This window comes from Saccharopolyspora oryzae (assembly GCF_027853915.1).
Lineage (GTDB): Bacteria > Actinomycetota > Actinomycetes > Mycobacteriales > Pseudonocardiaceae > Saccharopolyspora > Saccharopolyspora oryzae.
This window is the reverse complement of sequence record NZ_JAQGLA010000026.1, coordinates 1-16,651: the sequence shown is the minus strand read 5'-3', so window position 1 is coordinate 16,651 and position 16,651 is coordinate 1. Positions and strand designations below refer to the sequence as shown.

18 protein-coding genes are annotated in these 16,651 nt (G+C 70.8%); 3 read left to right on the top strand and 15 right to left on the bottom strand.

What is annotated here, in order from left to right; all coding sequences use genetic code 11:
- Window positions 1–19 precede the first annotated feature (19 nt).
- Window positions 20–1,651, bottom strand: coding sequence for an L-lactate permease (locus OU415_RS17590; protein WP_270949932.1), 1,632 nt, complete (start codon window positions 1,649–1,651; stop codon window positions 20–22).
- Window positions 1,652–1,747: 96 nt separating this feature from the next.
- Between OU415_RS17590 and OU415_RS17585 the strand changes: the two genes are divergently transcribed.
- Window positions 1,748–2,500 carry a FadR/GntR family transcriptional regulator gene (locus tag OU415_RS17585; protein WP_270949931.1) on the top strand — a complete coding sequence of 251 codons (753 nt, stop codon included), beginning with the start codon at window positions 1,748–1,750 and terminating at the stop codon, window positions 2,498–2,500.
- Window position 2,501: 1 nt separating this feature from the next.
- Here OU415_RS17585 and OU415_RS17580 read toward each other — a convergent pair whose 3' ends face one another.
- The 14 genes from OU415_RS17580 to OU415_RS17515 form a co-directional block, all read right to left on the bottom strand.
- Window positions 2,502–3,302 carry an IclR family transcriptional regulator gene (locus OU415_RS17580; RefSeq protein WP_270949930.1) on the bottom strand — a complete coding sequence of 267 codons (801 nt, stop codon included), beginning with the start codon at window positions 3,300–3,302 and terminating at the stop codon, window positions 2,502–2,504.
- 12 nt (window positions 3,303–3,314) lie between these two features.
- On the bottom strand, window positions 3,315–3,710 hold the full coding sequence (gene pcaC / locus OU415_RS17575; protein WP_270949929.1) for a 4-carboxymuconolactone decarboxylase: 396 nt from the start codon (window positions 3,708–3,710) through the stop codon (window positions 3,315–3,317).
- Complete coding sequence (gene pcaD / locus OU415_RS17570) at window positions 3,710–4,471, bottom strand: 3-oxoadipate enol-lactonase (protein WP_270949928.1); 762 nt, start codon at window positions 4,469–4,471, stop codon at window positions 3,710–3,712. Before pcaD ends, pcaC begins: the two co-directional genes overlap by 1 nt.
- Complete coding sequence (gene pcaB / locus OU415_RS17565) at window positions 4,468–5,781, bottom strand: 3-carboxy-cis,cis-muconate cycloisomerase (protein WP_270949927.1); 1,314 nt, start codon at window positions 5,779–5,781, stop codon at window positions 4,468–4,470. Before pcaB ends, pcaD begins: the two co-directional genes overlap by 4 nt.
- 16 nt (window positions 5,782–5,797) lie before the next feature.
- Window positions 5,798–6,370, bottom strand: coding sequence for a protocatechuate 3,4-dioxygenase subunit alpha (gene pcaG / locus OU415_RS17560; RefSeq protein ID WP_270949926.1), 573 nt, complete (start codon window positions 6,368–6,370; stop codon window positions 5,798–5,800).
- A 127-nt stretch (window positions 6,371–6,497) separates the two neighbouring features.
- Window positions 6,498–7,253 carry a protocatechuate 3,4-dioxygenase subunit beta gene (gene pcaH / locus OU415_RS17555; protein ID WP_270949925.1) on the bottom strand — a complete coding sequence of 252 codons (756 nt, stop codon included), beginning with the start codon at window positions 7,251–7,253 and terminating at the stop codon, window positions 6,498–6,500.
- Between the two features lie 34 nt (window positions 7,254–7,287).
- On the bottom strand, window positions 7,288–8,055 hold the full coding sequence (locus OU415_RS17550) for a CoA-transferase subunit beta (protein ID WP_270949924.1): 768 nt from the start codon (window positions 8,053–8,055) through the stop codon (window positions 7,288–7,290).
- Entirely contained in the window at window positions 8,052–8,870 is an 819-nt protein-coding gene (locus OU415_RS17545) for a CoA transferase subunit A (RefSeq protein WP_270949923.1), read from the bottom strand. Before OU415_RS17545 ends, OU415_RS17550 begins: the two co-directional genes overlap by 4 nt.
- A gap of 167 nt (window positions 8,871–9,037) precedes the next feature.
- Window positions 9,038–9,523: an NUDIX domain-containing protein gene (locus tag OU415_RS17540; RefSeq protein WP_270949922.1), complete on the bottom strand. Its 486-nt coding sequence runs from the start codon at window positions 9,521–9,523 to the stop codon at window positions 9,038–9,040.
- Between the two features lie 82 nt (window positions 9,524–9,605).
- Complete coding sequence (locus OU415_RS17535) at window positions 9,606–10,595, bottom strand: zinc-binding dehydrogenase (protein WP_270949921.1); 990 nt, start codon at window positions 10,593–10,595, stop codon at window positions 9,606–9,608.
- Between the two features lie 52 nt (window positions 10,596–10,647).
- Complete coding sequence (locus tag OU415_RS17530) at window positions 10,648–11,745, bottom strand: CapA family protein (RefSeq protein WP_270949920.1); 1,098 nt, start codon at window positions 11,743–11,745, stop codon at window positions 10,648–10,650.
- Window positions 11,746–11,755: 10 nt separating this feature from the next.
- On the bottom strand, window positions 11,756–12,703 hold the full coding sequence (locus tag OU415_RS17525; protein ID WP_270949919.1) for a DUF3048 domain-containing protein: 948 nt from the start codon (window positions 12,701–12,703) through the stop codon (window positions 11,756–11,758).
- Between the two features lie 45 nt (window positions 12,704–12,748).
- Window positions 12,749–13,375 carry an NUDIX hydrolase gene (locus OU415_RS17520; RefSeq protein WP_270949918.1) on the bottom strand — a complete coding sequence of 209 codons (627 nt, stop codon included), beginning with the start codon at window positions 13,373–13,375 and terminating at the stop codon, window positions 12,749–12,751.
- Between the two features lie 24 nt (window positions 13,376–13,399).
- Window positions 13,400–14,008, bottom strand: a complete 609-nt coding sequence (locus tag OU415_RS17515) for a TetR/AcrR family transcriptional regulator (RefSeq protein WP_270949917.1) — start codon at window positions 14,006–14,008, stop codon at window positions 13,400–13,402.
- 183 nt (window positions 14,009–14,191) lie between these two features.
- Here OU415_RS17515 and OU415_RS17510 point away from each other — a divergent pair, with 183 nt between their 5' ends.
- On the top strand, window positions 14,192–15,526 hold the full coding sequence (locus OU415_RS17510; RefSeq protein WP_270949915.1) for a carboxypeptidase regulatory-like domain-containing protein: 1,335 nt from the start codon (window positions 14,192–14,194) through the stop codon (window positions 15,524–15,526).
- Between the two features lie 383 nt (window positions 15,527–15,909).
- A partial coding sequence (locus tag OU415_RS17505) for a VIT1/CCC1 transporter family protein (protein WP_270949913.1) occupies window positions 15,910–16,651 on the top strand: 742 nt, incomplete at its 3' end.

Here is a 16,651-nt window from a genome sequence, read left to right as displayed (position 1 = left end):
TCACCTCGTTCGGATTCGTTCACCGTGGAAGCATCCACGACAAGACGTTGGACTGCAGGAAGACCAGTGCGCACAGGACCAGCAGCAGCCCGATGCTCCACTTGACGACTTCGCGCAGGATCTTGGCCTCCGCGCCGGCCATGCCGACCGCGGTGGCCACGATCGCCAGGTTCTGCGGGCTGACCATCTTGCCCATCACGCCGCCGGAGGTGTTGGCCGCGACCAGCAGCGCCGGGTCGACCCCGACCCGCTCCGCGGCGACCTGCTGCAGGCTCGCGAACAGCGCGTTGGCGCTGGTGTCCGAGCCGGTGACCGCGACGCCGAGCCAGCCCAGCACGGGGGAGAAGAAGGCGAACGCGGATCCGACCCCGGCGATGGCGGTGCCGATCGTGGTGGTCTGCCCGGACTGGTTCATCACGTAGGCCAGCGCCAGGACGCTGATGATGGTCAGGCCCGACCAGCGCATCGACACCACGGTGCGGCCGAGCTCGGCCACCGCTTCCAGCGGCTTCATCCGGTAGACCAGGGCCACCCCGAAACCGCACAGGAGCAGCAAGGTGCCGGGGGTGGACAACCAGCTCAGCGTGAACACCGTGCTGCTGGCCGGTTCTCCGGACGCGGTCAGCAGCGAGTCGTGCAGGCGCGGCCAGGGGATCTTGACGTCGGTCGCGGCCAGCGCCTCCTCCGCGGGCTCCCACAGCTTGACCACCGAGAACACGGCGACCACCAGCAGGTACGGGAACAGGGCGAGGAAGACCCGCCCGGCGCCCAACTGCTGGTCGGGGGTCGCACCGGTCGCTGCGCCACCGGTGATCCTGGCGCGTGCTTCGTCGCCGCCCGCGGGCTGCCAGAAGCGCAGCAGCACGACCAGCGCCACCGCCCCGACCAGCGAGGAGACGATGTCGGTCAGCGGCACCGAGATGTAGCTGGCGCACACGAACTGCGCGATCGCGAACGCCGCACCGGTGACCAGGGCGGCGGGCCAGACCTGCCGCACACCGCGCCGACCGTCCACCACGAGGACCAGCAGGATGGGGACGAGCACGGCCAGCAGCGGGGTCTGCCGTCCGACGACGGCACCGATGTGCTCGTACGGGATCCCGGTGAGCTGACCGGCGGTGATGATCGGCGTGCTCAGCGCACCGAAGGCGACGGGCGCGGTGTTGGCCAGCAGCACCGTCACCGCCGCGCGCACGGGCGGGAAGCCGATCGACACCAGCATCATGCCGGTGATCGCGACGGGGGCACCGAACCCGGCGAGGGCTTCGAGCAGCCCGCCGAAGCAGAAGGCGATCACCACGGCCTGGATCCGCGGGTCGGGGGAGAGCAGCGAGAAGAGCGCCCGGAGGTCCTCGAAACGACCGCTGCGGACGGTGAGCTGGTAGAGCCAGATGGCGGTGATGACGATCCACAGGATCGGCAGCACGCCGAACGCGGCGCCTTGACCTGCGGACAGCAGCGCGAGATCGGCCGGCATCCCGTAGGCGAGCACGGCGATCACCAGTGCCGCGGCGAGCCCGGACAGCGCGGCCCAGTGCGCCTTGACGCGCAGCACGCCGAGCAGCAGGAACACGACGAGCAGCGGGATCGCAGCGATCAGCGCGGACAGTCCGAGACTGCCCGCGATCGGAGCGGTGAGCGGTTGGTACACGAGGCGACACCTCTCTGTGTCGTTGACCTTTCTATGGTCAGACCAAGAGCTGGCGGTACCATAAAGATCGCTCGTCGAGTTTGTAAAGGGGGGTCCGTGGTCGGCTCGGATGACGACGAACGCGCAGGTTGGCGGCCGGTCGCCAGGGCGCGTACCTACGAGCTGGTCATCGACCGAGTCGAGGAGCAGATCATCAGCGGCCAGCTCGGCGTCGGAGACCGCCTGCCGCCGGAGCGGGACCTGGCGCAGATGCTCGGTGTGAGCCGCGCGGCGGTGCGCGAGGCGTTCCGCGCGCTGGAAGCGCAGGGCGTGCTGCGGATGGCGGTGGGCACCGGCCCGGATTCCGGCACGACGGTCGCGGCACTGCCCAGCCAGGCCCTGACCAGGCTGCTCCGGCTGCACGTGGCGCTGGCGAACTTCCCGATGGCCGACGTCGTGCGGGCGCGGATCATGCTGGAGCGCGAGAGCGCTCGCAACGCCGCCCAGCGCGCCACCGAGGCCGAACTGGACGAGCTGGGCGCGATGCTGGACGAGATGGACTCACCGGACTGCGACCGGGACCGGTTCAGCGACCTGGACACCCGGTTCCACGTCGCCATCGCCGAAGCCGGCGGGAACCGGCTGGTCGCGGACATGACGATCGCGATCCGGGAATCGCTGCGCGGACCCCTGCGCGAAGCCTTCGACGACCTCGGCGACGAGTGGTTCCCGGTCGCCGACGGCCTGCGCCACGACCACCGCCAGATCTACCAAGCTCTGGTCGCCCGAGATTCCGCCGAAGCAGAAGTGCAGGTCGAGCGGCACATCCGCAGCTTCTACAGCAGCGCTTGGCGTCAGGAACTCGGCTGAATCAGCGCGACACCGCGCGGGACGCCGGGGCCACGGAGAGGTCGGCGGCGATGCGCGATGCGGTGTTCAGCAGCGGCGGCAGGAGGTGGGTGCGGGCGTCCTCCGGGCTGGTGCGGGTGGCGTGCGAGGAGATGTTCACCGCCGCCACCACCTTGTTCGACCGGTCCCGGATCGGCGCGGCGATCGACCGCAGCCCGGCCTCCAACTCCTGGTCCACCAGCGCCCAGCCCTGCTCGCGGATGCGCGCCAGCTCCTCCCGGAACTCGTCGGGAGTGGTGATGGTGTGCGGTCCCAGCGGCGCCAGGTCCACTTCGGACAGGTAGACGTCCAGTTCGGCCGGTGGCAGGTCGGCCAGCAGGACCCGGCCCATCGAGGTGGCGTAGGCCGGGAACCGGGTGCCGATGTTGATCGACACGGTCATGATCCGCGAGGTGGGCACGCGCGCCACGTAGACGATGTCCGGACCGTCCAGCACGGACACCGACGCCGACTCGTGCACCTCGGCGACCAGGCGCTCGAGGTAGGGCTGGGCGATCTCCGGCAGCGAAATGCTGGACAGGTAGGCGAAACCGAGCTCCAGCACCCGCGGGGTCAGCGCGAACACCCGGCCGTCGGTCCACACGTAGCCCAGGTGCACCAAGGTGTGCAGGAACCGCCGGGCCGCCGCGCGCGACAAGTCCGTCGCGCGGGCGACCTCCGACAGCGTCATCTCGGGCTTGGACTCGTCGAAAGCGCGGATCACCATGAGCCCACGCGCCAGCGACTGCACGTAACCGCTGCTGGTCTCGGACGCGGACTCCATGCTTCCCCCTGCTCAGTCGGACTTCTCGTCACCCAGGATCGTATTGGCGATCGCGAAGGCGCTGTTGGCGCGGGGCACCCCGGCGTAGACCGCGACGTGCATCAGCACCTCGCGGATGTGCTCCGGCGGTACCCCGTTGCGGCGCGCGGCCTTGACGTGCATGGCGAACTCGTCCTCGCAGCCCACCGCGGCCAGGATCGCCAGGGTCAGCATGCTCCGGGTCTGCCGGTCGACCCCGTCGCCGCTCCACAGCTCACCCCAGGCGTAGCGGGTGATGAAGTCCTGGAAGCCCTCGGTGAACGGCGTGATCTTGGAGTTGGCGCGGTCCACGTGCTCGTCGCCGAGCACCTCCCGGCGCACGCCCATGCCCTGCGCGCGGCGGGTTTCGTCGTCGAGGCGGTCGGGCATCACAGGCTCCTCGTGAAGTGCTCGAGCAGCAGCCGGTTGACCTCGTCCGGCTGCTCGGCGTTGGCCAGGTGCGCGGCCGGGGACAGCACCTCCACGCGGGCGCCCGGGATGCCGGCGGCGATCTGCTCGGCGTGCGACGGGGGAGTGGCGGGGTCTTCAGCACCGGCGATGACCAGCGTGGGCGCGGTGATCCCGCCGAGCCCGTCCAGCAGGTCCATGTCCGCGATGGCTTCGCAGCACCCCGCGTAGCCCTCGTCGTCCGCGGCGGCGAGCACACCGCCGAACTTGGCGACGATGTCGTCCCGTTCTGCCAGCGCCGGGGTGAACCACTTCGGCAGCGACGGCTCCACCATCGCCGAAGTGCCCTTCTCGCGCACCGTCGCGGCGCGGTCCCGCCACATCGACGCCGGGCCGAGGTCGGCGGAGGTGCAGATCAGGGCGAGCCGGTCGATGCGCTCCGGGGCGTTCTCGGCCAGCCACATGCCGGTCATGCCGCCCAGCGACACCCCGGCGAAGTGCGCCTTGCGGACGCCCAAGGTGTCCAGCAGCGCGAGCACGTCCCCGCCGAGCTGCTTGAGCGTGTACGGGCCGGGCCTGCCCGGGGTGGCCCCGTGGCCGCGCTGGTCGTAGCGCAGCACCTGGAACTCCCGCTCCAGCGCGGGAACCTGGTCGTCCCACAGCGTCAGGTCGGTGCCCAGCGAGTTGGACAGCACCACGACCGGGGCGCCGTCGGGCCCGGTCAGCTCGTAGTTGACGTTCACCGGTCCTCCAATTCCGCGTGCGCGGTCAGCGCGCGGTCGACGAATGCGGGTGCGGAGCCGAGGTAATCGGCCGGTTCGGTGGCCGCGACGACCTCGTCCTCGGACAGCACCTTCCGAACCTGCTGGTCGGCCAGCAGCTCGGCGCGCAGCGTCGTGCCGTCCTGCACGGCGCGGCGGCACAGCCGTCCGACCAGTTCCTGCGCTTCGGTGCGGCCGAGCGCATCCATCAGCCTGCCCGCCGCGCTTTCGGCCATCACCAGGCCGCGGGTCAGGTCGAGGTTGGCCGCCATCTTCTCGGGATGGACCCGCAGTCCGGCGAGCAGCTGCCTGGTGCCCGCGGCAGCGGCGGCCAGCAGGCGCAGCAGTTCGGCCAGCGGTTCCCACTCGGACTGCCAAGCTCCGGCGGCGCGCTCGTACTCCTGCGGCATCGCCGACAGCAGCGTCGAGACCAGGCCGGGCACCCGGCGGGATGCGGCGGTGATCAGCACCGCGGACACCGGGTTCTGCTTGTGCGGCATGGCCGATGAACCGCCTGCCTTGCCTTCGGCGAGTTCACCGATCTCGGTCTGCGCGTGCAGCTCGACGTCCAGAGCGATCTTGCCGAGCGCCCCGGCAGCCGTGCCCAGCGTCCCGGCCAGCTCGGCGATGCGAGTGCGGTCGGTGTGCCACGGCACCACCGGTTCGGCCAGCCCCAGCTCGGCAGCGAGCAGCCCGACCACCCGGACACCACCGGTGCCCAGCGCGGCCAAAGTCCCCGCCGCTCCGCCGAATTGCACGGCCAACCGCTCCCGGCGGATCCGCTCCAGGGCGGTGATCGCCTCGTCGAGCGAGGTCAGCCAACTCGCGCAGCGGCTGCCGAACGTCGTCGGCAGCGCTTGCTGCAACAGCGAGCGGGCGATCAGCACCGTGTCCCGGTGCTGCCGGGCGAGGCGTGCGCACTCGTCCGCCGCCGCACGCAGATCGTCGATGATCAGGCCCAGGACATCGCGCGCGATCAGCATCGCGGCGGTGTCGATCACGTCCTGGCTGGTCGCGCCCCGGTGCACGTGCGGTTTGGCGTCGGCGTCCAGCAACGCGGTGAGGTCGCGCACCAGCGCGATCACCGGCGTCGCCGAGGACACCGCGCGCTCGGCGATCGAGTCGACGTCGAACAGCTCCACCCGGCAGTGCCGGGCGATCTCCTCGGCGGCGGTGACCGGGACGATCCCGGCTTCGGCCTGCGCCGCGGCCAGCGCCGACTCGAAGTCCAGCATCGCCTGCAGCCAGGCCGCGGCGGAGGTCCGCTCGGTGGCCGCAGGAGTGCTGAACATCGGCCCGAACAGGCCGTCAGATCGCGAAGAATACGGTTTCGTCATCGCCCTGGATCCGGATGTCGAAGCGGTAGCCCTGGTCGTCCGGGGTCGCCAGCAGCGTGCCCCGGCGCGCCGGATCCACTGCGGACAGGACCGGATCGGCGGCGTTGGCCCGCTCCTCGTCCGGGAAGTAGACGCGGGTCACCACCCGGTTGAGCATGCCGCGCGCCAGCACCGTCACGTTGATGTGCGGAGCCTCGGTCTCCCCGGTCGGCGTCGGCAGCGGGCCGGGTTTGACGGTGCGGAACCAGAACCCGCCGTCGGTGTCGGTGGGGCAGCGGCCGAAACCCTGCCAGGACGAGGATTCCGGGCGCGGATCGTCGGGGTGGTCGAAGCGGCCCTGCGCATCGGCCTGCCAGATCTCGAGCACGCCGTCGGGGATCGGGTCGCCGTTGCCGTCGAGGAGCCGACCGCGCAGCAGGAACGAGCCGGGCGTGCCGTCGGCGACGACCTCCGGGCCGTCGGCCCACAGGATCCCGCCGGGCAGGGCGTAGAACGGGCCGACGGTCTGCGACGGCGTCGTGGCCGGGGGAGTCGAAGCACCCATCAGTCGTCCTTTCCGCCTCTCCGCGATTCACAGTGGTGGTCGCGTCCGGAGGCGAACTCGCGTCTTGCGGTTTCTCGTGGCCGGGTTGCGTCACGTTCCCCTGAGGTCCGTTTGCGCGGGGCGCGGCTCAATCGTCGTCCTCCTCGTCCTCTTCGTCCTCGAACACGGTCGCCTGCGATCCGCGCAGCACGATGTCCCACTTGTAGCTCAGCGCCCACTCCGGCACCGTCGTGTCCAGGTCGAAGCGGGAGATCATCCGCTCGCGGGCCTGCTCGTCGCGCACCGAGTTGAAGATCGGGTCCTGGTGGAACAGCGGGTCGCCCGGGAAGTACATCTGGGTGATCAGCCGCTGGGTGAACGCCTGCCCGAACAGCGAGAAGTGGATGTGCGCCGGGCGCCAGGCGTTGTCGTGGTTCTTCCACGGGTAGGCGCCGGGCTTGATGGTGATGAACCGGTAGTTGCCGTCGGCGTCGGTCATGCACCGGCCGGTCCCGGAGAAGTTCGGGTCCAGCGGCGCCGGGTGCCGGTCGCCCTGGTGCCGGTAGCGGCCCGCCGAGTTGGCCTGCCAGATCTCCACCAGCGTGTTGGGCACCGGCTTGCCGTCGGAGTCCAGCACCCGGCCGCTGACGATGATCCGCTCGCCCAGCGGTTCCCCGCCGTGCTGGACCGTCAGGTCGTGGTCGTGCTCCGCGCAGCGGTCCTGCCCCAGCAGCGGACCGGTGATCTCGGTCAGGTAGTGCGGCAGGTACTGCAGCGGCTGCTTGGGGTGGCGCAGCGCCGACGAGCGGTACTCGGGGGTGTCCAGCGCCGGGTGGGATTGCTCGTCGTGCCCGTAGCTGGGCAGCACCAGCCCGGCTGGCGACCGGCTTTCGTAGGTGGTCATCGCTGCTCCTCGTGCTCCGAGCGGCGGGCGCCGCTCACTTCGCGCCTTCGATGGTGGCCTTCAGCTCCCGCAGCACCGCCAGCTCGGTCTCGCTCGGCGGCGCCAGCTCGGTGGGCTGCGCGACGGCCTTCAGCGGCCATCCGACGGCGGCCTGCGCCTGCTCGACCGTCGCACCCGGGCTGAGCTGGGTGAGGGTGAGTTCACAGGTCTCCGGGTCGGGTTCCAGCACGCCCAGGTCGGTGATCACCTTGACCGGGCCCCGGCCGCGCAGCCCGAGCGCTTCCCGGTCGCCCTTGCCGGTGCCGTAGCCGACGGAGGTGACGAAGTCGAGCTCGTCGACGAAGCTGCGCGGGCTCATCCGCATCACGATGAGCACCTCCTGGCAGGACGCTGCGATCTCCGGCGCACCGCCGGCACCGGGCAGCCGCACCTTCGGGTCGGCGTAGTCGCCGCCGATCACGGTGGTGTTGATGTTGCCGAACCGGTCCACCTGCGCGCCACCGAGGAAGCCGACGTCGATGCGGCCGGGCTGCAGCCAGTAGTTGAAGATCTCCGGCACGCTGATCACCGAGTCCGCGGTGTCGGCCAGCACGCCGTCGCCGATGGACAGCGGCAGCCGGTCGGGCTTGGCGCCGAGCGTGCCGGACTCGTAGATCAGCACCAGGTCCGGTGCGTGCGTGCGCCGCGCGAGGTTGGCGGCGGTGCTGGGCAGGCCGATGCCGACGAAGCAGGCCGCACCGTCGCGCAGCGACCGGGCCGCCCCGACGGTCATCATCTCGTCAGCGGTGTACTCGGTGGTCATCGACCGCTCCTCTCGCGCTGGACCTCGGTCTCCAGCCAGTTCGCGAACTTCTCCCGGTCCCGGCCGATCGGATCCCACTGCTGGTAGTAGGCGTTGTCGCGCTCGTAATAACCCTGCGCGTAAGACGGGCTCGCGCCACCCGGGACCTCGGCGACGGCGGTGACCACCCACTGCGGCAGCACGACGGCGCCGGGGCGCGGGGTCAGCTCGTCGACGATCTCCTCGACGGTGACCAGCGAGCGCTTCGAGGCCAGCACCGTCTCCTTCTGCACGCCGGTGATGCCCCACATCTGCACGTTGCCCGCCCGGTCGGCCTGCTGCGCGTGGATGATGCCGACGTCCGGGTTGAGCGCGGGCACGGCGGTCAGCTGCTCCCCGGTGAACGGGCACTCGATCGGCTTGATGGTGTCGGTCTGCGCGGGCAGGTCGGTGCCGCGGTAGCCGCGCAGCACGGCGAAGGGCAGCCCGGAGGCGCCTGCCGCGTAGCGGTTGGCCATCCCGGCGTGGCTGTGCTCCTCGATCTCCAGCGGAACCGGCCAGGAGTTCTGGATGGCGTCGCGGAACCGGTGCAGCGAGCCGACGCCCGGGTTGCCGCCCCACGAGAAGACCAGCTTGCGCGCGCACCCGGCGCCGATGAGCTGGTCGTACACGATGTCGGGGGTCATCCGGATCAGGGTGAGATCGCGGCGTCCCTGCCGGATGATCTCGTGCCCGGCGGCGACCGGGATCAGGTGCGTGAAGCCCTCCAGGGCGATCGAGTCGCCGTCGTGGACGAGCTCCGCGATCGCCTCGTCGAGCTGCAGGATGCGTGCCACCCCGACCACTCCTCGTCTGTGCGCATAGTGAACACGTGTGCTTAATGCGAACGATATGCCGCGGCGATGAGCCAGGTCAAGGTTTTCCGCACTTCGCGGGCAGAAGAAAGCACCCGCGCCGATGTCCGGTCGCGGGTGCTTTCGCGGAGCTGTTCAGGTGTGCGGCGTCAGAGCTCGCCGGTGTCGGGCAGCCCGTCGGCGGGGAGCCCGAACACCCCGATCGCGGCCTCCGCCGCGGCGGTCGCCTGCAGGTATCCGGTTTCGCCCCAGGCCAGCAGGTCGCCGGCCTTGCCGGGATGCACCAGGAGCCGCCGGTAGGTCCGGCCGCTGTCCGGATCGGGCGCGGGCGGGTGCACCCCGCTGATCACGGCGGCCATCCGCACCTGCGCGTACGGCGAGATCCCGTCGTCCACGCACTGGTATCCCAGGTAGTGCGGCTCGTCGATGTCGAGGGTGACCTCTTCCATGGTCTCCCGCCGCAGGATGTCGGAGTACTCGACCTCTCCGGGCTCGGGCCGCCCGCCGGGCAAGGTGTGCTTCCTGCCGTCCAACCGCAGCAGCACCCGGCCGTCGGGGACGAACAGGAACCCGTACACCTGCCGCACCGGCAGGCCCTCGGGCACGGGACAGGTGTGCCAGCTGAACTTGGGCATCGGTGCGCATCCCCTCCCACGGCGCTGAGAAAGATCACCTTAACCGAGAATTCCGCGGAGCCGCGCGATCGCCGCGCCCCGGTCAGCGGAAGTCGAGGACGATCTTGCCTGCTGAGGTCGGTTTCGCCAGTGCTTCGCGGGCCTTCTCCGCTTGTGCCGCCGGGAGGACTTCGTGCACGTGCGGGCGGATCCGGCGGTCGGCCACTGCGGGGAGGAGGCGGGTGCGGATCGCTTCGGCGATGCGGGCCCGGTCGTGGGTGCCGCGGGTTCGGAAGGTGGTGCCGATCAGGTGGACGCGGCGGTGGGCGAGCCGGTCCACGTCGATCGTCGACACCGGGCCGGCCGCCCGGCCGACCTGCACGACCGCGCCGCCGATGCGGGTGGCCGCGATGCACGCGTCGAGGAAAGCGCCGCCGACGTGGTCGATGACGAGATCGACGCCCCTGCCGCCGGTGGCGGCGAGCACGGTTCCGGCGAGGTCTTCGCCGCGGGTGTTGACCGCTCGCGCGCCGCGCGCGGTGAGCAGGAGTTCCTTCTGCGAGCTCGTGGTCGTCGCGAAGACCTGGTTCGCTCCCGCCCATCGCGCGATGTCCAGTGCGATCAGGCCGACGCCGGAAGTCGCGGCCGTGATCAGCACGTCCTGGCCGGCTGCGAGCTGCCCCTGGCCGAGCAGGGCGTCGTACTCCGTCATCAGCGCAGAGGGCAGCGCAGCGGCTGCCGGCCAGTCGAGCGCGTCGGGGACAGGGAGCGCGAGGCGGTGGTCGAACGCGACCTGGTCGGCGAAGGCGCCCTCGACCATCGCCATCACGCGGTCGCCGGTTTGCACTCCGGACACCGCACCGCCGACAGAGGTGACGACTCCGGCGACGTCCGAGCCGACGATGTGCGGGCGGTCCTGGCGACGCTGGTCCGAGGCGTAGGTGCCGGCCAGTTCGTCGAGGTCGGCGTGGTTCAGCGCAGCAGCGCGGACCTCGACGACGACCTCGTTCTCCTCCGGTTGCGGGGGCTCGACGTCGTGCCGTTCCAGCCAGGTGGGGCCCGCACCGGTCGAGCCGAGGATGATCGCGCGCATGGTCCCGTTCTACCTCGGGCCACGAGAGCTGACCGGACGGTCCACTTCGGACTTACCGGTGGTGGGCCAGGAGCGCTCCGCCGGAGACGGAGACGGTGGTGCCGAAGTCGGCGCTGATGTCGGTCAGGGTGTCGCGGAGCCACGCGGTGTCGGGAGCGGAGGCCGGGTGCAGGCGCATGCGGCGGGACTGCATCGGCAGCATGCGCAGTTCGGCCAGGTCACCGGCGGGGGTCAGGGAGGCGAAGAACAGCAGGCGGAGGTCGTCCCGGTAGCTCTCGTAGCCGGGGATCCCCTCGTAGTCGTCGATGAAGTCGCCGCAGCCGTAGAGGATCAGGCGACCGCGGTAGATCTCGATCGGGCGCGGGTGGTGGGAGGAGTGGCCGTGCACCACGTGCACCCCGCCGTCGATCAGGCGGTGCGCGAAGCGGATCTGGTCCTCGTCCACGTGGTACCGCCAGTTGGTGCCCCAGTGCAGCGAGACCACCACGATGTCGCCGGGCCTGGTTCGCTCGCGGATCTCCGCGGTGAGCTCGGCGGCCCGCCGGTCGGAGAGGTCCGGCAGGTAGTTGACGCCCGAGCGCTGCGCGGTCGCCGCCCAGCCGCCGGGGATCCCGCTGGAAGCGGCGCCGCAACCGAACACCGCGACCCGGCCGTGCGGCGTGCCGACCAGCGCCGGGCGGTGCGCTTCGGTGACGTCGCGGCCCGCACCGACCCAGCGCAACCCGGCGGCGGACAGCGCGTCGAGCGTGTCGGTCAGACCGCGGCGGCCGAAGTCCAGCACGTGGTTGTTGGCCAGGCTGCACACGTCCGGGTGGCCCGCGCGCAAGCAGTCCACGTTGGCCGGGTTCATCCGGTAGTGCACGCCCTTGCGGGCGGCGAAGTGGTCGTCGCGGGTGATGCTGGACTCGAGGTTGATCACCCGCACGTCCGGGGCGGCCTCCTCGATGGCCCGCAGCGCGCTGCCCCACGGCCAGGCATATCCGACCGGGCGGCGGATGGGGCCGTTGAGCGCTTCGGCGGCCGCGACGTAGCTGCGCGCATCGTGCAGGTAGAGCTCGTGCAGGTCGGGATCACCGGGGTGCGGCAGGATCTGGTCCACCCCGCGACCGGGCATCACGTCGCCGCACAGGAACAACCTGACCAGGGCCACGTCGCCTCCTTCACGGGCTGAGCACGATCCACACCTGGCCGGTCCCGACCGGCAGCGGCTCGCCCGACGGGCCGGTGTACGTCGTCCCGGCATCCGGCGCGGTGCGGGACCAGGTGCCGTCGAAAGCGCGCCCGTCGCGCAGCACCACGACCGCGCCGCTGCCGACGGTCTCGGCGATCGGGGAAGGGTTGCCCGCCACGTCGTGGATGGCGGATTCGCGTTCGTGCACCCGCTGGATCACCACGGTCGGCGCGCCGAGGCGGCCGGTGTCGACCGCGGCGTAGGGCGCGCCGTCCATCGACACCAGCCACCGCTGGGTCGGCGGATCCCAGTAGAACTCCACCGAGGCCGAGGGGAAGTGGACCTCGTAGTGGTCGGTCGGGGTGCCGCCGGCGGGCGGGGGCCCGACGGTCGGGCGGTTCTGGGCGGGCCAGTCCGCGCCGGGCGGCAGCTTGGCCGGATCGAGGAACAGGTTGTGCGGGACCGGACGCGTGTTGTCCCGGGAGTAGGCGGCGGGCTGGTTGGAGTCGGAGGCGTCCGTCAGCGGCGCGGAGTCGATCAGGGGGATCAGTTCAGGCGCTGCACCGGAGAAGGCCAGGGTCGGGTGGCCGAACTGGGGGAGCAGCTCGGCGTCGGTCTCCCGCGCGCTGCGGACCGGGCCGATCAGGGGCGGTAGCTGGCCGGCGAAGATCCCCAGCAGGCGGCTGTAGCCGCCCTCGACCGGTTCGACGTAGACCAGGTTCGCGGCACCGATGCCCACCGGCGGCCGGGCCTCCGGCACGTTGTCGATCTTCACCGCGAGCACCGGTGCGGAAGGGGCTGCTGGGGCGCCGCCCGGTGGTGGCGCAGGAGGAGCTCCGGCACGCGGTGGCTGGGACGGGCTGCACGCAACTCCGCCGAGCACCGCGAGCACGATCAGAGCTGCGGCGAAAACCGCGCGCAGCAACTCGCGCCGCATGGAAGCTCCCGGATCTCCCTCCAGGTCCAGGCTACGCCCGTGCGGTCAACGCCAGGCGAACAGCGGCTGCTCCAGATCGGCCACCCTGGTGTGCCGGTCGTGCAGGACAACCTCGCGGAACTGGTGCAGCACGGCGGCTGTCGGCGCGTGGATGAGCGTGTCCAGCAGCGGCAGCTGGATCACCGGGCGATCCGATTCGGCGATCTGCACGAACCGGGGCGCGACGTCCAGGTCCGCCAGCGGAACCAGGTCGACGCAGGCCACTTCGTCGGGGTTGGGCGCCAGCTGCGGGGCCTCGCCGATCCACACCACGATCGGCGTGATCACGTAGCCGGAGCGCGTCGCGTAGTCGTCCAACCGGCCGAGGACGTCGTGCTCGGCGGCGGACACGCCGAGCTCTTCCCGCATCTCCCGCAGAGCTGCCTGGACCGCGTTCTCGCCCGGGTCCACCCGGCCGCCGGGCAGCGCGAACTGACCCGCGTGCGCGCGCAGCGTCGAGGCGCGCCGGGTCACCCAGACGCCGAGTTCTCCGCCCTCGCTGGCCAGCGCGACCGCCACTGCTGCTGACCGGCGGTTCAGCAGCGGGATGTCGGTGGTGGGGAACTGGTCGAGGCGTTCTGCGACGAGGCGGCGGGCGGCGTCGGAGTCGGTGAGCAGCGCGGGGTCGGGCATCGTGGTCCTCTCGCAAAGTGCCGGTCAGTCGGGTGGCATCCCACTGCCTAGCAGGTCGAACGCCCGGTCCAGGAACTCGTGCGGGTCGACCTCCGGACCCGCCTGGTGCCAGGACTGGATGGACGTGCGCATCGCCGTGATGGCGGTGCTCGCCAGGAGCCGGACGTAGAGGTCGTCGCGGTCGCGGCCGAGCCGTTGCGCCAGCCCGTCGGCCAGCGCTGCCTCGAGCGCTCGGGAGGCGAGCACGACCCGGGGCATCAGCTCGGGGTGGGCGCGCAGCACCTGGGCCTGGTCGCGCCAGGTCGGGGCCGCCATGGCGCTGTCGATCGCGGAACCGAGGACGGTGTGCGCCACCCGGATCGGCGAGTGGTCGGCGGGCTGGGCCAGCACGGCCTGGGCGGTGCGCGCCACGATGTCGGAGTTCCACGGCACCAGGACTTCTTCCTTGGCCGTGAAGTAGTTGAAGAAGGTGCGCGGGGACACCTCGGCGCGGGTGCAGATGTCCTCCACGGTGACCGCTTCGACCCCGCGCTCCAGGAACAGCCGGATGGCTGCGTGCTGCAGCGCCTGCCGGGTGGCGCGCTTCTTCCGCTCGCGCAGCCCGCAGGTCGTGTCGGCCGTGGTGTCGGTCATCCGGTTCGTCCGTTCCTTTCGAGTCGCCGATGTTGCACACCTGCATTTTTGCACGGACTGCAGAAATAAGTTAGTGTCGCTAACAGTCAATCCCGGGGTAGTTCTCGCCCGCGGCGCCGATCGCGCCGGGCGATCCGAACCGAGTGCAGCGTTGCGCCCCCGCCCTGCTCGCGAGGAGTTCCCTTGACCGAGGCACAGCCGACATCGCTGGTGCGCACCCTGGCATCGGCGCTGTGGTTCCCGATGTTCTTCATCGTCGGGTTCATGGTCTGCTACCTGCTGCCGTTCCACGCCCCGGCGCCGCACAACATGCCCGTCGCGGTCGTCGGCGAGCAGGCCGCGCACCAGCTCGGGGCCGCTTTCGAGCAGAAGATGCCTGGTGGGGTGGACGTCGCGGCGGTGCCCGACGTGCAGGGGGCGCGGGACGCGATCACGCATCGCGATGCCGTCGCCGCTTACGACCCGGCGCACGGGGAGCTGTTCTACGCCAAGGCGAACGGCTCGGCGCTGCTGATGGTGCTGCAGCAGATGTTCACCCCGGTCGCTTCGGCCACCGGGCAGCACCTGGTGATGACCGACCTGGCCCCGTCGGCGCCCGGTGATGTGATGGGCACCGGGCTGTTCTACTGCCTGCTGGCGCTGAACATCCCGCCCTACATCACCGTGATGATGTTGCTGCGGGCCGCGTTGAGCACTCGGCAGAAGCTGCTCGCGCTCGTCGGGGTCGGGGCCTTCGGGGCGATCGTCTGCTACCTCGCCGCGTGGTCGATGGACGTCATCCACCCCGAGCCGGTCCTGATCCTCATCGGCTTCCTGCTCACGCAGGCGGTCGCGTGGCCGACGTTCGGGTTGGTGCCCTACGTCAAGCAGTTCATCCCCGGAGTGGCCATGGGGACGTTCGTGCTGCTGAGCATGCCTTCCAGCAGCGGGGCCATCCCGAAGGAGCTGGTGCCGACGTTCTTCCAGTCCCTGCACCGGTTCTTGCCGCTGGGGCAGGCCGTGGACTCGATGCGCGGGATCTTGTACTTCAACGGTGCCGGGGCCCTGCCCGCGGTCCTCGGGCTGTGCGCGTGGTGGGCGCTGGGGATCCTGCTGGTGGTGGTCAACCAGGTGCGGGCCAGGCGGAAGCGCGTGTCGGACCCGGAAGTGGTCACCACCGCGGGTACCTACGAGCACGAGGACGACAGCGATGTCGTCGTCGACCCCGCCATCGAGGCCCCGAAGCCGCGGTACCACCACACGCTCGCCGGGACCGTTCGGGATGTCGGCGGTGAGCCGGTGAGCGGGGCGATCGTCACTGTGACGGATGCGAGCGGGGTCCAGCTGGCGCACCTGGTGGCCGGCGGGTCGGGGGAGTACGAGGTGCACGATCTGCCCGGGCAGTACGTGACCGTTGTTGCTTCCGCGCCGGGGCGCCGGCCTGCCGTGGACCGCGTCAGCGTGCGGCCCGGCCGGATCGGCGGGTACGACTTCGTCCTGGAGCCGGAGGAGCGGGGGCGGGTCGGGTCGTCCCGGTAGGCGTGGGCGAGTGCCCGTCGGTGGCCATCCGAGTTCGGCGTCGTGCGTGATCGAGTCGGCTTCATCACATGGTTGAGCGACCGAAGTTTCGGGGGTTGTGATTCGTCGCCGGAACATTCGGTCGTGCGGGCGGCGAATTCGTCCGGTTCGGGCATCGACTTTTTGCAGATGGGTAGTCGGACTTTCTCGGCCAGATGGCTTATGGCCAGCTAAAACGGCTGCAATGGAGGCTGTGTTTCCGCCAGGTTAGGCGTTGCTCGAGAAGGGTAGTGAAGCCTTTCCTTTTCTAGGGGAGCCTGCCCTGTGTGCGTTCTGGTTCGCGGAGATTAGGGAAGACTTTCCTTGATTGTCGTCCCCATTCGTTCCGGTTAATGTCTGGAAATGTGACTACTTCGGAAATGGTCGATCGCACTCCTGAACCGAGTGCTCCCGAACTGCGCCGGTCGTCGGGTGTCCCGCTCGAACAACGGCTCAACGCGCTGCGGGCCGGAGTGCTGGGGGCCAACGACGGGATCGTCTCGACCGCGGCAGTCCTCGTCGGCGTGGCGGGAGCCACGGTCTCCACCGGGCCGATCATCACCGCCGGGCTCGCCGCCGCGATCGGTGGCGCGGTGTCCATGGCGCTGGGCGAGTACGTGTCGGTCTCCAGCCAGCGCGACAGCGAGCGGGCGCTCGTCGATCAGCAGCGTCGCGCGCTGGCAGAAGATCCGGCGCGGGAGCAGCGGGAGCTGGCCGGCATCTACGAGGAACGCGGCGCTTCCGCGGAAACCGCGCGCCGGGTCGCCGAGGAGCTCACCGCCCGCGATCCGCTCGGCACGCAGGTGCGCGAGCGGCACGGCATCAACCAGGACGGCGTCGCCAATCCCTGGCACGCCGCGATCGCTTCGTTCGCCTCGTTCGCGATCGGTGCCGTCCTGCCGATGCTCGCGATCCTGCTGCCCGGCCCCGATCTGCGCGTGCCGGTGACCTTCGCCGCCACGCTCGCCGCGCTCGCCTTGACCGGTGCGATCGCTGCCTGGATCGGTGGCGGATCCCGGACTCGAGCCGCGATCCGGGTAGTGGTCGGCGGTGCGCTGGCTCTCGGTGCGACCTACGCGATCGGTGCGCTGCTGGGCACGACGGGAC

Excerpts from the sequence above, each read along its gene's own strand:
- OU415_RS17580 (WP_270949930.1), bottom strand. The coding sequence starts at position 3,302 with ATGGAGTCCGCGTCCGAGACCAGCAGCGGTTACGTGCAGTCGCTGGCG.
- pcaC (WP_270949929.1), bottom strand. The coding sequence starts at position 3,710 with ATGCCCGACCGCCTCGACGACGAAACCCGCCGCGCGCAGGGCATGGGC.
- pcaB (WP_270949927.1), bottom strand. The coding sequence starts at position 5,781 with ATGTTCAGCACTCCTGCGGCCACCGAGCGGACCTCCGCCGCGGCCTGG.
- pcaG (WP_270949926.1), bottom strand. The coding sequence starts at position 6,370 with ATGGGTGCTTCGACTCCCCCGGCCACGACGCCGTCGCAGACCGTCGGC.
- pcaH (WP_270949925.1), bottom strand. The coding sequence starts at position 7,253 with ATGACCACCTACGAAAGCCGGTCGCCAGCCGGGCTGGTGCTGCCCAGC.
- OU415_RS17550 (WP_270949924.1), bottom strand. The coding sequence starts at position 8,055 with ATGACCACCGAGTACACCGCTGACGAGATGATGACCGTCGGGGCGGCC.
- OU415_RS17540 (WP_270949922.1), bottom strand. The coding sequence starts at position 9,523 with ATGCCCAAGTTCAGCTGGCACACCTGTCCCGTGCCCGAGGGCCTGCCG.
- OU415_RS17535 (WP_270949921.1), bottom strand. The coding sequence starts at position 10,595 with ATGCGCGCGATCATCCTCGGCTCGACCGGTGCGGGCCCCACCTGGCTG.
- OU415_RS17525 (WP_270949919.1), bottom strand. The coding sequence starts at position 12,703 with ATGCGGCGCGAGTTGCTGCGCGCGGTTTTCGCCGCAGCTCTGATCGTG.
- OU415_RS17520 (WP_270949918.1), bottom strand. The coding sequence starts at position 13,375 with ATGCCCGACCCCGCGCTGCTCACCGACTCCGACGCCGCCCGCCGCCTC.
- OU415_RS17515 (WP_270949917.1), bottom strand. The coding sequence starts at position 14,008 with ATGACCGACACCACGGCCGACACGACCTGCGGGCTGCGCGAGCGGAAG.